General features: G+C 69.9%; 16 protein-coding genes. 10 read left to right on the plus strand and 6 right to left on the minus strand.

Annotated features, from left to right (window positions below; translation table 11 throughout):
- The first annotated feature begins 43 nt into the window (after positions 1 to 43).
- The 6 genes from PFX98_RS00550 (at position 44) to PFX98_RS00575 (ending at position 5,620) form a co-directional block, all read left to right on the plus strand.
- Positions 44 to 628, plus strand: coding sequence for a dihydrofolate reductase family protein (locus tag PFX98_RS00550; protein WP_285233217.1), 585 nt, complete (start codon positions 44 to 46; stop codon positions 626 to 628).
- A gap of 210 nt (positions 629 to 838) precedes the next feature.
- Complete coding sequence (locus PFX98_RS00555) at positions 839 to 1,867, plus strand: sulfate ABC transporter substrate-binding protein (protein WP_285233218.1); 1,029 nt, start codon at positions 839 to 841, stop codon at positions 1,865 to 1,867.
- A 9-nt stretch (positions 1,868 to 1,876) separates the two neighbouring features.
- Positions 1,877 to 2,758, plus strand: coding sequence for a sulfate ABC transporter permease subunit CysT (gene cysT, locus PFX98_RS00560; RefSeq protein WP_285233219.1), 882 nt, complete (start codon positions 1,877 to 1,879; stop codon positions 2,756 to 2,758).
- Positions 2,755 to 3,657, plus strand: coding sequence for a sulfate ABC transporter permease subunit CysW (gene cysW, locus PFX98_RS00565; RefSeq protein WP_285233220.1), 903 nt, complete (start codon positions 2,755 to 2,757; stop codon positions 3,655 to 3,657). Before cysT ends, cysW begins: the two co-directional genes overlap by 4 nt.
- Positions 3,654 to 4,706: a sulfate/molybdate ABC transporter ATP-binding protein gene (locus PFX98_RS00570; RefSeq protein WP_285233221.1), complete on the plus strand. Its 1,053-nt coding sequence runs from the start codon at positions 3,654 to 3,656 to the stop codon at positions 4,704 to 4,706. Before cysW ends, PFX98_RS00570 begins: the two co-directional genes overlap by 4 nt.
- The gene (locus PFX98_RS00575; RefSeq protein WP_285233222.1) at positions 4,703 to 5,620 is read left to right on the plus strand and encodes a CysB family HTH-type transcriptional regulator; all 918 of its coding nucleotides are present in this window, start codon (positions 4,703 to 4,705) and stop codon (positions 5,618 to 5,620) included. The genes PFX98_RS00570 and PFX98_RS00575 overlap by 4 nt, the downstream gene beginning before the upstream one ends.
- Before the next feature lie 7 nt (positions 5,621 to 5,627).
- On the opposite strand, the gene PFX98_RS00580 is transcribed toward PFX98_RS00575, so the two are convergent.
- Together PFX98_RS00580 and PFX98_RS00585 are read right to left on the minus strand one after the other, a co-directional pair.
- A complete protein-coding gene (locus PFX98_RS00580; protein ID WP_285233223.1) occupies positions 5,628 to 6,503 on the minus strand; it encodes a hypothetical protein in 876 nt (291 codons plus the stop codon).
- A gap of 39 nt (positions 6,504 to 6,542) precedes the next feature.
- The gene (locus tag PFX98_RS00585; RefSeq protein ID WP_285233224.1) at positions 6,543 to 8,900 is read right to left on the minus strand and encodes a penicillin acylase family protein; all 2,358 of its coding nucleotides are present in this window, start codon (positions 8,898 to 8,900) and stop codon (positions 6,543 to 6,545) included.
- Positions 8,901 to 9,107: 207 nt separating this feature from the next.
- Here PFX98_RS00585 and PFX98_RS00590 point away from each other — a divergent pair, with 207 nt between their 5' ends.
- Together PFX98_RS00590 and PFX98_RS00595 are read left to right on the plus strand one after the other, a co-directional pair.
- Complete coding sequence (locus PFX98_RS00590; RefSeq protein ID WP_285233225.1) at positions 9,108 to 9,326, plus strand: TOBE domain-containing protein; 219 nt, start codon at positions 9,108 to 9,110, stop codon at positions 9,324 to 9,326.
- Positions 9,327 to 9,336: 10 nt separating this feature from the next.
- A complete protein-coding gene (locus PFX98_RS00595; protein WP_285233227.1) occupies positions 9,337 to 9,924 on the plus strand; it encodes an RBBP9/YdeN family alpha/beta hydrolase in 588 nt (195 codons plus the stop codon).
- Positions 9,925 to 9,941: 17 nt separating this feature from the next.
- Here PFX98_RS00595 and PFX98_RS00600 read toward each other — a convergent pair whose 3' ends face one another.
- Genes PFX98_RS00600 through PFX98_RS00610 form a run of 3 tightly spaced genes read right to left on the minus strand, consistent with a single transcriptional unit; the run spans position 9,942 to position 11,238 of the window.
- Entirely contained in the window at positions 9,942 to 10,442 is a 501-nt protein-coding gene (locus PFX98_RS00600; protein ID WP_285233229.1) for a hypothetical protein, read from the minus strand.
- A gap of 13 nt (positions 10,443 to 10,455) precedes the next feature.
- On the minus strand, positions 10,456 to 10,707 hold the full coding sequence (locus tag PFX98_RS00605; RefSeq protein WP_285233231.1) for a DUF2249 domain-containing protein: 252 nt from the start codon (positions 10,705 to 10,707) through the stop codon (positions 10,456 to 10,458).
- Positions 10,708 to 10,749: 42 nt separating this feature from the next.
- A complete protein-coding gene (locus tag PFX98_RS00610; RefSeq protein ID WP_285233232.1) occupies positions 10,750 to 11,238 on the minus strand; it encodes an Rrf2 family transcriptional regulator in 489 nt (162 codons plus the stop codon).
- A gap of 103 nt (positions 11,239 to 11,341) precedes the next feature.
- On the opposite strand from PFX98_RS00610, the gene fdxA reads away from it, so the two are divergent.
- Together fdxA and PFX98_RS00620 are read left to right on the plus strand one after the other, a co-directional pair.
- Positions 11,342 to 11,665, plus strand: coding sequence for a ferredoxin FdxA (gene fdxA, locus PFX98_RS00615; protein ID WP_285233233.1), 324 nt, complete (start codon positions 11,342 to 11,344; stop codon positions 11,663 to 11,665).
- A 34-nt stretch (positions 11,666 to 11,699) separates the two neighbouring features.
- Positions 11,700 to 12,110, plus strand: coding sequence for a hemerythrin domain-containing protein (locus PFX98_RS00620; protein WP_285233234.1), 411 nt, complete (start codon positions 11,700 to 11,702; stop codon positions 12,108 to 12,110).
- A 21-nt stretch (positions 12,111 to 12,131) separates the two neighbouring features.
- Here the strand turns inward: PFX98_RS00620 and PFX98_RS00625 are convergent, their stop codons facing one another.
- Positions 12,132 to 13,199, minus strand: a complete 1,068-nt coding sequence (locus PFX98_RS00625) for a DMT family transporter (protein ID WP_285233235.1) — start codon at positions 13,197 to 13,199, stop codon at positions 12,132 to 12,134.
- Positions 13,200 to 13,227: the final 28 nt, after the last annotated feature.

The following is a 13,227-nucleotide window of genomic DNA, read 5'->3' on the forward strand; positions in this document are numbered from 1 at the left end:
CACGCCCGCCGCAGCCACTCCAAACCATCCCTCGGAGACCTCCATGCGCAAGCTCAAGATCATCGAACACATCTCGCTGGACAGCGTGATCCAGCATTCCGCGGATGACGGCGACGGTTTCCCCTACAGCGACTGGACCGCGCCCTACCGCTCCCCGGCGGGCCGGGATGCGATGCTGGCGGCCTATGGCCAGCGTTTCGATTTGCTGCTGGGCCGGCGCACCTACGACATCTGGTCGGGCTTCTGGCCCCAGGCGCCGAGCAGTCCGATGGCCGACGGCCTCAACGCGGCCACCAAATTCGTCGCCACCCATCGCCCGGAAAGCCTGGCCTGGGGCCCGTTCGAGGCCCTGGGGCCGGACATCGTGGATGGTGTGCGCCGCATCAAGGCCCAAGGCGGCCCGGACCTGATCGTCTCGGGCAGTGCCTCGCTGAGCTCGACGCTGCTCGAGCATGGGCTGGCGGACGAAGTCCTGCTGGCCGTCTACCCGGTGCTGCTGGGCCGGGGCAAGCGCCTCATGGCGGAGGGAAGCCCGGCGCGCAAGCTCGAACTGCTCGCCACCCAGGCATTCCCGTCCGGCATCGTGCTCACGAGCTACAAGGCCGCCGGGCCCTTGCAGGCCGGCTAGGCAGACAGTCGGGCGGTCAGATGGAAGGCGGGGAAGGCGGCAGGCGGCCCGGTCCGGCCGGAGCGGCCGCCTGCCTTGGGGACTCTTCTTTGCCGAAACACGTATTTGCTTATTCCGGATAAGCAAATACCAAAACTGTCGTTCCGTGAATAAGCGGAGCTAGGCAAGCTGCGAAGCATCGTCAATCTCGACAGCTTGCCCGTAGCCATCATGTCCCTGCGCTCGAACCGCCGTACCACCCTGCTGTCGCTGCTCGCGGCCCTGGCCGCCGCGCCCTACACGCACGCTTGGGCCAGCGATGGTAGCAATGCCTTGTTGAACGTCTCCTACGACGTCTCGCGCGAGCTCTACAAGCAGGTCAATCCGGCCTTTGCCGCCGCCTGGAAGGCCAAGACCGGCCAGGCCCTGACGCTCAACCAGTCGCATGGCGGCTCCAGCAAGCAGATCGGGGCGGTGATAGGCGGCCTGGAGGCCGATGTGGTGACCATGAACCAGGCCACCGATGTCGACGCCCTGGCCGAGAAGGGCTACACCACGGCCGACTGGCGATCGCGCTTTCCCAACAACGCCGCGCCCTACAGCTCCACCATCCTGTTCCTGGTGCGCAAGGGCAACCCCAAGGGCATCAAGGACTGGGCCGATCTGGCCAGGCCCGGCGTGGGCGTGATCATCCCCAACCCCAAGGTCACCGGCAATGGCCGCTACAGCTATCTGGCGGCCTGGGGCAGCGTGATCGCCAAGGGCGGCAGCGAGGCGCAGGCCAAGGAGCTGGTGGGCAAGATCTTCGCCAACGTGCCGGTGCTGGACGGCGGCGGCCGCGGCGCCACCACCACCTTCACGCAGCGCAGCATCGGCGACGTGCTGCTGACCTTCGAGAGCGAGGCCGAGCTGATCGAGAACGAGTTCGGCAAGGGCTTGTTCGAGGTGGTGAACCCGAGCGTGTCGATCGACGCCGAGGCCCCGGTGGCCATCGTCGACAAGGTGGTGGCCAAGAAGGGCACGGCCGCCGTGGCCAAGGCCTATCTGGACTTTCTCTACACGCCCGAGGCCCAGGAGCTGATCGCCCGCAACAACTTCCGCCCGCGCGACGCCGCGGTCTTCAAGCGCCATGCCCAGCGCTTCGCCGACATCAAGCTGTTCGGCGTCGACCAGCTGCTGGGCGGCTGGGCCAAGGTCAACAAGGTGCACTTTGCCGATGGCGGCACCTACGACCAGATTCAAGCGGCCATCAAGCGCTGAGCCTCCACCATGAGTTCCGCCGTACTGGACGCGCCCCTGGGCGCTCCCATCAAGACCCGCAGGCCGCGCCGTGTGCTGCCCGGTTTCGGGCCCACCATGGGCTTCACGCTGTTCTATCTCTCGCTGCTGGTGCTGATCCCGCTCTCGGCGGTGTTCATCAAATCGGCCGGCCATGGCCTGGACGCCTTCTGGGCCGCGGCCACGGCGCCACGCGTGATCGCCTCCTACAAGCTCAGCTTCGGCGCCTCGCTGCTGGCCGCCTTCATCAACCTGCTGTTCGGGCTGATTCTGGCCTGGAGCCTGGTGCGCTATGAGTTCCCCGGCAAGAAGATCGTCGACGCCCTCATCGACCTGCCCTTCGCCCTGCCCACCGCGGTGGCCGGCATCGCCCTCACCGCGCTCTATGCCGGCAATGGCTGGCTGGGCCGGCTGCTGGAGCCCTGGGGCGTGAAGGTGGCGTTCACGCCGCTGGGCATCCTGGTGGCGCTGATCTTCATCGGCCTGCCCTTCATCGTGCGCACCGTGCAGCCGGTGCTGGAGGACATGGAGACCGAGCTGGAAGAGGCCGCGGCCTCGCTGGGTGCGCACCGCTGGCAGACCTTCCGCCTGGTGGTGCTGCCCACCCTCACGCCGGCCCTGCTGACCGGTTTTGCGCTGGCCTTTGCGCGCGCGGTGGGCGAATACGGCTCGGTGATCTTCATCGCCGGCAACCTGCCGATGGTGAGCGAGATCACGCCGCTGATGATCATCTCCAAGCTGGAGCAATACGACTACGTGGGCGCCACCGCGATTGCCGCGGTGATGCTGGTGTTCAGCTTCGCGCTGCTGCTGCTCATCAACGGCCTGCAGGCCTGGAGTTCGCGCCGCAATGGCGAAGGGGCGCGCAAATGAGCGGCGCCGCATCTACCTTCTCCCTGGGCGTGCCGCAAGCCGGCAGCGGCGGCCGCTACCAGCGCAACCCCGCCACGCGCGAGGCGCCCTGGGTGCGCTTCACCCTGCTGACCCTGGGCCTGGCCTTCTTCGCGCTCTTCCTCGTCATGCCCCTGGTGGCGGTGTTCCACGAGGCGCTGCGCAAGGGCTGGGAGCTCTACTTCGCCTCGCTGGTGGAGGCCGATGCGGTCTCGGCCATCAAGCTGACCCTGATCGCCGCCCTGGTCTCGGTGCCGCTGAACCTGGTGTTCGGCGTGAGCGCGGCCTGGGCGATTGCCAAGCACGACTTCCGCGGCAAGCAGCTGCTCATCACCCTGATCGACCTGCCCTTCTCGGTCTCGCCGGTGGTGGCGGGCCTGGTCTATGTGCTGCTGTTCGGCGCCCAGGGCTGGTTCGGCCCCTGGCTGCAGGCGCATGACCTGAAGATCATCTTCGCCGTGCCCGGCATCGTGCTGGCCACCGTGTTCGTGACCTTCCCCTTCGTGGCGCGCGAGCTGATCCCGCTGATGCAGGCCCAGGGCCGCGACGAAGAAGAGGCCGCCACCGTGCTGGGCGCCAGCGGCTGGAAGACCTTCTGGCTGGTGACCCTGCCCAACGTGAAGTGGGGCCTGCTCTATGGCGTGATCCTGTGCAATGCGCGCGCCATGGGCGAGTTCGGCGCGGTCTCGGTGGTCTCGGGCCATATCCGCGGCCAGACCAACACCCTGCCCCTGCATGTGGAGATCCTCTACAACGAGTACCAGTTCGCCGCCGCCTTCGCGGTGGCCTCGCTGCTGGCCCTGCTGGCCCTGGTGACCCTCGTTCTCAAACAGTTCGTCGAGTGGAACGCCCACCGCACCCTGAAAGAAGCAACGCCATGAGTATTCAGGTCAGAAACATCCACAAGTCCTTCGGCGCCTTCACCGCGCTGGGCGACGTGAGCCTCGACTTCCCCACCGGCGAGCTGGTGGCCCTGCTGGGCCCCTCGGGCTGCGGCAAGACCACGCTCTTGCGCATCATCGCCGGCCTGGAGACGGCCGACCGGGGTCAGGTCTTGCTGGAGGGTGAGGACGCCAGCGACACCCATGTGCGCGAGCGCCAGGTGGGCTTCGTGTTCCAGCATTACGCGCTGTTCCGCCACATGACGGTGTTCGACAACGTCGCCTTCGGCCTGCGCGTGAAGCCACGCAAGCAGCGCCCCAGCGAGAGCGAGATCAGGAAGAAGGTGCACGAGCTGCTGAGCCTGGTGCAGCTGGACTGGCTGGCCGACCGCTACCCGCCCCAGCTCAGCGGCGGCCAGCGCCAGCGCATCGCCCTGGCGCGCGCGCTGGCGGTGGAGCCGCGCGTGCTGCTGCTGGACGAGCCCTTCGGTGCGCTCGACGCCAAGGTGCGCAAGGAGCTGCGCCGCTGGCTGCGCCGCCTGCACGACGACCTGCACATCACCAGCATCTTCGTCACCCACGACCAGGAGGAAGCGCTCGAAGTGGCCGACCGCGTGGTGCTGATGGACCATGGCAAGGTCGAGCAGGTGGGCACGCCGCAGGAGGTCTACGAAAAGCCCGCCACGCCCTTCGTCTACGGCTTCCTGGGCGCGGTGAACCGCTTCGAGGGCCAGGCCGAGCGCGGCGTGATCCATATCGGCGAACACCGCCTGCCGCATGGCTCGCCGACATCGGGCGCCGGCCATGTGCAAGCCTATGCGCGCCCGCACGAGCTGACCATCCTCACCGCCGCCGACGCCCAGGGCCTGGCCGCCACGGTGGAGCGCGTGCTGAGCTTCGGCGCCGCCGCGCGCGTGGAGCTCACCGGCCCCAACGGCCAGCACCTGGAGGCCGAGCTGAGCCGCGAGCAGGCCCTGGCCCTGAATCTGCAGAGCGGCCAGCGCGTGCACCTCAACGCCTCGCGCCTTTCCCTGTTTGAAGCAGCATGAACTTCCAGCAACTGCGCATCATCCGCGAGGCGGTCCAGCAGAACTTCAACCTCACCGAGGTGGCGGCGGCGCTGTTCACCTCGCAGAGCGGGGTCAGCAAGCACATCAAGGACCTGGAGGACGAGCTCGGCGTGGAGCTGTTCGTGCGCCGCGGCAAGCGCCTGCTGGGGCTCACCGCGCCGGGCAAGGAGCTCGCCATCATCGTCGAGCGCATGCTGCTGGACGCCAAGAACATCAAGCGCCTGGCCGACCAGTTCGCCGATGCCGAGGCCGGCCAGCTCACCGTGGCCACCACCCACACCCAGGCGCGCTACGCCCTGCCCCAGGTGGTGGCGCGCTTCAAGGCCGCCTTTCCCAAGGTGCACCTGGTGCTGCTGCAGGCCAACCCGGCCGAGATCGTCTCGCTGCTGCAATCCGGCGAGGCCGATATCGGCATCGCCACCGAGGCGCTCGACCAGGACCCCGGCTTCGTCACCTTCCCCTTCTACGGCTGGCACCACAGCGTGGTGCTGCCCGAGGGTCATGCCTTGACCCAGGCGCCGCTGACGCTGGAGGCCCTGGCCGAGCAGCCACTCATCACCTACCACGAGGGTTACACGGGCCGCGCGCGCATCGATGCCGCCTTTGCCAAGGCCGGCCTGGCGCCCGACATCGTGATGTCGGCGCTGGATGCCGACGTCATCAAGACCTATGTGCAGGTGGGCCTGGGCGTGGGCATCATCGCCAGCATGGCCTTCGAGCCGCAGCGCGACCAGGGCCTCACCCTGCTCGATGCCTCGCAGCTCTTCCCCGCCAACACCACCCGCCTGGCGCTCAAGCGCGGCCATTACCTGCGCGGCTATGCCTACCGCTTTTTGCAGGAATGCGTGGCCGAGCTGAACGAGGAGACGGTGCGCGCCGCGCTGGAGGCCTGAGCCTTGGTCAGTGCGGCGCGTTGCGCAGGCGCTCGGCCAAAAAGGCATCCATGCGGGCACCGTAAAAGCGACGCGCCTGCGGCGTCATCCAGGCCTCGAAACTCCGCTGCGTCTGCGTCAGCGCCTCACGGCGACCCAGGATGCGCTCCACCTTGGCGATCACCGCCCGGCCCCAGTCATTGCGCGGACAGGCCACGCCCGACATCAGCATCTCGCTGGCCCCCTGGATAGGCGCCGTCTCCAGCTTCTGCAGCAGCGGCAATTGCTCGCGCTGCGCGGCCAGCACAAAGTCGTACTCGATGGTGTAGTCGCCGCGCCCCAGGGCCACCATCTGCAGCAGCTTGGTGCCGAACTGCACCGGCGCATACAGGGCTACCGACGGTGGCGGGCGCTGCGCCAATTGCGCGTCCAGCGCCGCGCCATAGCTGCGTCCATCGATCAAGACCCCCTGCAGCTGCGCCGACTGCAATACCTGATTCAGCCCGACCTCGCCCTGCGCATTGCGGGGCAGGCGAGCCATCACCTCGGGCAGGGCCACCAGCTGCGCGGGCGGCACCAGATGGGTGATGTAGAAGAAGGCCCGGGCCTCGCGCTCGGGCGTGCGCAGCGAGACCAGATGGCAGGCCGGCTCACCGGCCTCGATCATCAGCCAGCTGCGCTTGACGTTGGCCAGCACGGCGACATGCTCGGCCGGCTCGGGCCAATGCTTTTTCAGCTCGTCCAGCATGGGCTCGGCCATGCCCCTGCGCGCCGGCAACTTGGCCGCGTTGCTCTCGGCCAGCGCGAACTCGGGCATCAGCCAGGTGATGCGCTGCTCGGCCTGCGCGGCCGGGGCCAGGCCAGCCAGCAGGGCCAGAGCGATTGCGCGCGCCTTGATGAGCATGCGCCGAGCATAGCGCGCCGGCCATGGCTCAGCGGCCGCTCAAGGCCGGCTCAGCCGCAGCACCTCGCCCACGCGTGCCTTGGCCACGTCCTCGGCGTGGAAGGGCAGGCTGGGCCATTGCTTGGCCTCGAACAGGCGCAACTGGTCGAAGGCATGGGGCGAGGCCGGATCGGTGGACTGCCCGTAGGTGAGGATGGCCTGCGCCACCGGGCCGCGCGCGTCGAAGCCCACGGTCTGGATATAGCTGGAGCCATAGTCGATGCGCAGGCCCTGGGCGCCGATGCCGGGCGCGAACTGGTTGCCCAGGTTGTTCAGCACGCCTTCGTAGTCCTCGCCGCCATGCAGGCCGATGGCGGCATCGGTGATGAGCGGCCGCTGCACCTGGGCCAGCGGCGCGTCCAGCGCAAAGCCGGCGCCGCGCACCGCCTTCACCGCCTGGGCCAGCGCCTCCCACAGCTTGGCGGCCACGGCGGCATCGTCCAGCCTCAGGCCCGCGGGCGTGGCCACCGGCTGGGCGGGGTCGAAGGGCAGGCGATGCACGCCGGGGATGGCGCGCGCGTTGCGCCAGAACTCGCGGAACAGATGGGCGCCGCGCGAGCCCAGATCGCTGCGGCGGTCCCAGCCCTGCAGGGCCGCGCAGCCGTCGCGCGCCTCGGCACTGGCGGGCGGCTGGCCGGCGCAGGCGGCCAGCAGATCGGGCAGCACCACGCCGGCCATGAAGTTGCGGTTCTCGAACAGCTGGCCCTGCACCGCTTGCGCGGTGAGCTTGCCGCGCGCCAGCAGCGCGGGGATCTCGCTCAGGCCGGCACGGGTGCGCGCACGCGTCAGGCTGGCATCGCCCACCAGCGGCGAGATGCCGCTCCAGCGCTGCTGCGGGTGGGTGTAGAAGAAGCTGTCGTTGCTGTTGTGCACCCAGTCGCTGCGCACCGCCATGGGCATGCGCGCCACCGGCATCAGGCCGGGCTGGGGCGAGGCCGGATCGCGCTGCCAGTCGCAGTCGCTGCGCGAGCCGTCCAGCACCACCAGGCCGGCGGCCGGCAGCAGCGCGGCCGCGGCCTTGCCGGGCGCGCAGCGCTGCAGCTGGGCCGCGTCCACGTCCGGCACCACGCTGGCGTCGGCATAGAGGGCCTGGCCATGGCGGTCCACCGCCAGGGTGTTGACCCAGGGCGTGCCCAGGTTCTTCAGCGCCTGCTGGATGTCCTGCACGCTGCGCGCGCGGCCGAAGCCCATCGCCGCCTCGGTGCCGCGCACATTGCCCAGGTTGGCATCCTTGAGCGCGTAGGCGGTCTTGGCGGTCCACAGCAGGCCGGCGCGCGGCAGCACCAGCACCGGGCCCCAGCGCGTCGACCAGACGCTTTGCTTGCGCGTCTGCAGGCTGCCGTCCGCGGCGCGCACCTGGATCTGCAGCTCGCGCTGCGTCATCGCCACCGGCTGGCCGTCGAGCAGGTAGCGCGTCGGCTCGCCGGGCACCAGGCTCAGCTCGTGCAGGGTGAAGCGCTTGCCGGTCGAGACCGTGTGCGACCAGGCCACGTCCTTGTTGAAGCCTATCGTGACGGCCGGGAAGTTGCCGATCGCCACCCCCATCACGTCCAGCTCGCCGGGGATGGTGAGGTGGGCCTGCCAGAAGCGGTTCACGCCGGCCCAGGGGAAGTGCGGGTTGCCCAGCAGCAGGCCGCGGCCGTCGGCGGTGACCTCCTTGCCGAAGGCCCAGGCATTCGAGCCCAGCGGCGCATCCAGCAGGCCCAGCTCGCGCAGCGCCGCGCCAGCATCGGCCAGGTCCAGCGCCGGCGGCGCGGCGGCCTGGGCCGGCGCGGGCGGCTTGGCGGCCAGCAGGGCATCGGCCAGGGCGGCGGTGGCGGCCTGCACCGCGGTGAGCTCGGCCTGGCGGCGGTAGTCGGCCAGCGTCATCGGCTGCACCCAGGGCTGGCCCTGGCAGGCCGCCGGCAGGCGGCCGGCGTGGTCGGCCAGGTAGCGGTTGTAGCCCGCCACCGCGCCGCGCGCCAGCGCCTGGGTCTCGGCGCCGGCACCCTGCCAGTGGCGCGCCAGCGCGGCATCGTCCATGTGCGCGGCGATGAAGAAATCGATCTGCTCGTTGGGCAGCATGCGCCGCGCCAGCAGGCCCGGCGTGGCGGCGCCGAAATAACGCGCACGTTCGCCGCGCACCGTCACCAGCTGGTTGGCGGTCATGCAGACGTTGTCCTGGGCATAGGCATAGGCCATGCCATAGGCCAGGGTCTCGGCATCGGGCGCGCTGATGTGCGCGACGCCGTTGGCGGTGCGCTGCAGCGTGGCGCTGGCCGCGCCGCCCTCGCCCTCGCCCGGCGCATGGGCGCAGGCCGCCAGGGTGAGTGCCAGGATGGCGGCCAGGGTGACGGTCTGTTGGCGATGCAGGGTCATGGGCGTGCTCGTGGTGGCGGGTGCTGCGAATGTAGGCACAGCGGGCGGGGCTTGGGAAGGGGGATTCCGCCAAGCCGGCCCGGCGCGCCTGCCCGCGGGCCTCGGCAGGGCCATATGCGCGCGGCGCATGTGCAGCTGCCAATCGCTTCCTTCCGCGCCGGCGCGGGCGCTCCTAAGCTTCGCTCCATCGTCAAGGAGGCCCGCGCCATGAGCATCACCGCCATCAACGTCCGCAACCAGTTCCGCGGCATCGTGCAGGAAATCATCGAGGGACCGGTGGTCTCGGAGGTGGACGTGCTGACGCCCTCGGGCCTGGTCGTCACCTCGGTCATCACCACCCGCTCGCTGAAGGAGCTGCAGCTGGCACCGGGCCGGGCCGTGGTGGCCCTGGTCAAGTCCACCGAGGTGGCGCTGGCCACGCTGTGAGGGCTGCAGCATGGCCTACCAGACCCCACGCCTGCTGATCATTCCCGGCCTGCATGACAGCGGCCGCGCGCATTGGCAAAGCTGGCTGCAGGCGCAGTACCGCGACGCGCGGCGCGTGCAGCAGCGCGACTACGCCACGCCCGATCTGCCGCGCTGGGCCGAGCGCATCCAGCGCACGCTGGAGCAGGCCGGCCCGGGCGAATGGATCGCGGTGGCGCACAGCTTCGGCTGCCTGGCGCTGGCGCGCCATCTGCTGGAGCAGCCCGATTCGCCGATCCGCCAGGCGCTGCTGGTGGCGCCGGCCGAGCCCAACAAGTTCGGCATCGCCGACCTGCTGCCGCAACGCCGCCTGGCCATTCCCAGCACCCTGATCGCGAGCCAGAACGACCCCTGGATGAGCGCCGCCAACGCGCAGCGCTGGGCCGGGCGCTGGGGCAGCAGCTTCAGCAACCTGGGCCCGGTGGGGCATATCAATGCCGAGTCGGGCTTCGGCCCCTTCCCGCTCGCCAAGCGCTGGGTGGAGGCCGCCAGGGCGCGCGCGGCGCGCGAGCAGCGCGCCCGGCACGCCGGCTTCAGCGAATGGTCGTTCGCGGTCTGAGCCGCGCCGGCGCGGCCCTAATGGCCGAGGTGCAGGGGCTTGAAGCCGGGGTGGGCGAAGTGGCTGCCGTAGGCGTTCACGGCCTGGGCGGTCTTGAGCAGGCCCTGCTCGGGGTGCAGCTTGCCAGCCTTGCCGGCCATCGCATCGCTGCCCTCGCCGAGCTCGGCGATCACCAGATGCAGCATCGCGTCGGCGCGCGGCGCGAGCTTGCACTGGGCCACGATGGCGCCCACCTGGGCCTCGACCTGCGTGGCCAGCTCGCGGTAGCCCGCCTCGTCCAGCTTGCCGGCATGGGCGGCGGCGAGCTGCGCCGCCACCAGGCCGCGGATGCGTGACATGCCTTCGCGCAGCGGCGCATCGGTGGCCCATTTGCGGCCCTGGTCCAGGCTCAGCTTGTGCGGCGCGGTCGCCGACTCATGGCTGTGCGCGGCCGGCTGGGCCAGCGCCGGGGCGGCCGACACGCCGGCCATCAGGGCCAGCGCCAGCGCAACGGGCGGAAACCTTGTGTGCGGCGTCATCTGTGGCACCTCCTCAAGAAACGCTGAAATCGATCACGATGGCGCCCGGCGCGCGCTGCTGGTAGGCCACGCTGACGCGGCTGCCATAGCGCTGCGCGATCTGCGCCAGCAGCGGCAGCGGGTCGTGGTCGTTGGCGAAGCGCATGGTCTCGCCGGGCTGCAGTGCATCCAGCGCGCCGAAGATGGCGGCATGCCGGAAGCGCTTGGCCACGCCGCGGGCGTCGAAGGGATAGATGGCGTCGGGGGACAGGTGTTGATGGGCCATGATGACTCCTGAGGGTTGAGGTCGAAATGCGAGGCCTGGGGCTCAGGCCGAGGGCGGCTTGCGCCGCCGCAGGGTGATGGGTTGGGGGGGCTGGGGGTGCCGGGGCGCGCCCGGCTTGGGCAGCGCCGCGGCGGGCGCGGCCAGATCGGCCAGGGTCGCGCCGTCGAGCTCCTTGAGAAAGGCGCGCAACGCGCTGTCGAACAGATGCTTGAGGCGGCAGGCCGGGCTCAGCAGGCATTCGTTGACTTCGGCATCGAAGCATTCCACCAGCCTGAAGTCGGTCTCGGCGGCGCGCACCACATCGCCCACGCGCAAGGTGGCCGGGTCGGCCAGCAGGCGCAGCCCGCCGCCACGGCCGCGCGTGGTCTCCAGCACGCCCTGGCGCGCCAGGTCGTTGACGATCTTCATCAAATGGTTCTTGGAGACGCCATGGCGCTCCGCCAGCTCGCCGATGGTGACGAGTTGCTGCGGGCGCGCCGCGCAGTACATCAGCACGCGCAAGGTGTAGTCGGTGTATTCGGCCAGCCGCATCGATGTCCCTAAAGATGTATGCAGTTTATTGCTTTAAGGCGCGCGGATCTTTAAGATGCATCAAAAATACTTCTTATAGAAATCCCGTTCCCGGAGCCATGCCATGACCTTCGTCGTCACCCAGGCCTGCATCAGCTGCAAGTACACCGACTGCGTGGACGTCTGTCCGGTCGATGCCTTTCGCGAAGGCCCCAACTTCCTCGTCATCGACCCCGATGAATGCATCGACTGCGCGGTCTGCGTGCCGGAATGCCCGGTGGCGGCCATCCATGCCGAGGAGGACGTGCCCGCCGGTCAGCGCGACTTCATCCCGCTGAATGCCGAGCTGGCGCGGCTGTGGAAACCCATCACCAAGACCAAGCCAGCGCTGCCGGACGCCGAGGCCTGGCGCGATGCCGAAGACAAGCGCGCCCAACTGCAGCGCTGAGGCGCAGCCATCCCATCCCTACCGCAATCCCATCATGAACATCGATAAATTCAAGCACCAGCACGCCAGCATCCTGGGCAGCATCGACGCGCTGCGCCGGCTGGCGCGGGCCGGCGTGGCACAGCACGCCGGCGACATCGCCGAGCACATCGTCGCGATGAGCTCGACCATCAAGCTGCATCTGGCGGTGGAAGACCAGGCGCTCTATCCGGCGCTGCAACGCGAGCGCGATGCCGAACTGGCACGCATGGGCCAGCGCTACCAGCAGGAGATGGGCGCCATCGCCAAGGCCTACGAGGGCTTCTCGCGGCGCTGGAACCAGGCCAACAAGCTGCAGGCCGATGCCGAGGGCTTCCGCCGCGACGCCAACCAGGTGCTGCGCATGGTCTACGAGCGCATGCAGCGCGAGAACCACGACTTCTATCCGCGCATCGAGGCGCTCTGAGCCGCACGCCGCGCGGCCGCCTCAATGCTCGTGGCGGTGGTGCGCGTCCGGGTAATGGGCGTGGCTGTGGCGCAGCGGCTCGTGCCGGTGCGCATGGCTGTGGCGCGTGCCCGCCGGCACCGGCGGCTCGTGCGTATGCTCGTGATGCGGGTCGCCACGGCCATGCACATGGCTGTGGGCATGCTCCAACGCCTCGTGCTCATGCTCGTGCTCATGCCGCTCCGTCAGGTGCAGGGCCACGCCCAGCGCCATCAGCGCTCCGGCCAGCAGCAGCTGCCAGCTCACCGGCTCGCCCAGCAGCGCGATGGCCAGCAGCGCGCCGATGAAGGGGGCCACCGAGAAGTAGGCGCCCGTGCGCGCGGTGCCCAGATGGCGCAGCGCGATCACGAACAGCACCAGGCTGGCGCCATAGCTCGCAAAGCCCAGCAGGCCGGCCGCCAGCACCGTCCCCGGGCCCGGCCATGCCGCGCCCAGCAGCAGGGCCAGCAGCAGGTTGGTGCCACCCGCCACCAGGCCCTTGCTCATGGCGATGAAGCCGGCATCGCTGAGCGAGACCTTGCGCGTGAGGTTGTTGTCCAGCGCCCAGGCCAGGCAGGCGCCGGCGATCGCCAGCGCCGGCCACCAGGCGCCGGGCCGGGCCGCGTCGCCGCCGGGCCAGGCCAGCAGCAGGCTGCCGGCCACGATCGCCAGCATGCCCAGCGCGATGCGGCGGTCGACGTTCTCCCTGAAGGCGAACCAGGCCAGCAGCGCCGTCAGCACACCCTCGGCATTCAGCAGCAGGGCCACGCTGGCGGCCGGCAGCCGGGCCAGGCCCAGCATCAGCAGCACCGGCCCCACCACCCCGCCGGCGACGATGGCGCCCAGCAGCCAGAGGCGCTCGGCGCGCGGCAACTGCACCGCCGGTGCGCGCCGCAGCAGCCGGACCAGCCATAGCCCCAGGCCCGAGCCCAGGTAGAGCAAGGCGGCCAGCAGCCAGGGGCTGATGGCGCCCAGCAGCGGCTTGGCCAGCGGCGTGCCGGCGCCGAACAGGATGGCCGCGCCCAGGGCGGCCGCGACACCGGGCTGGGGACGGAATGAGGGGATGCGCATGGTGCCGGCAGTGTAGGCAGTATGGCGA

Origin of the sequence: Paucibacter sediminis (assembly GCF_030254645.1) — a bacterium.
Taxonomy (GTDB): domain Bacteria; phylum Pseudomonadota; class Gammaproteobacteria; order Burkholderiales; family Burkholderiaceae_C; genus Paucibacter_B; species Paucibacter_B sediminis.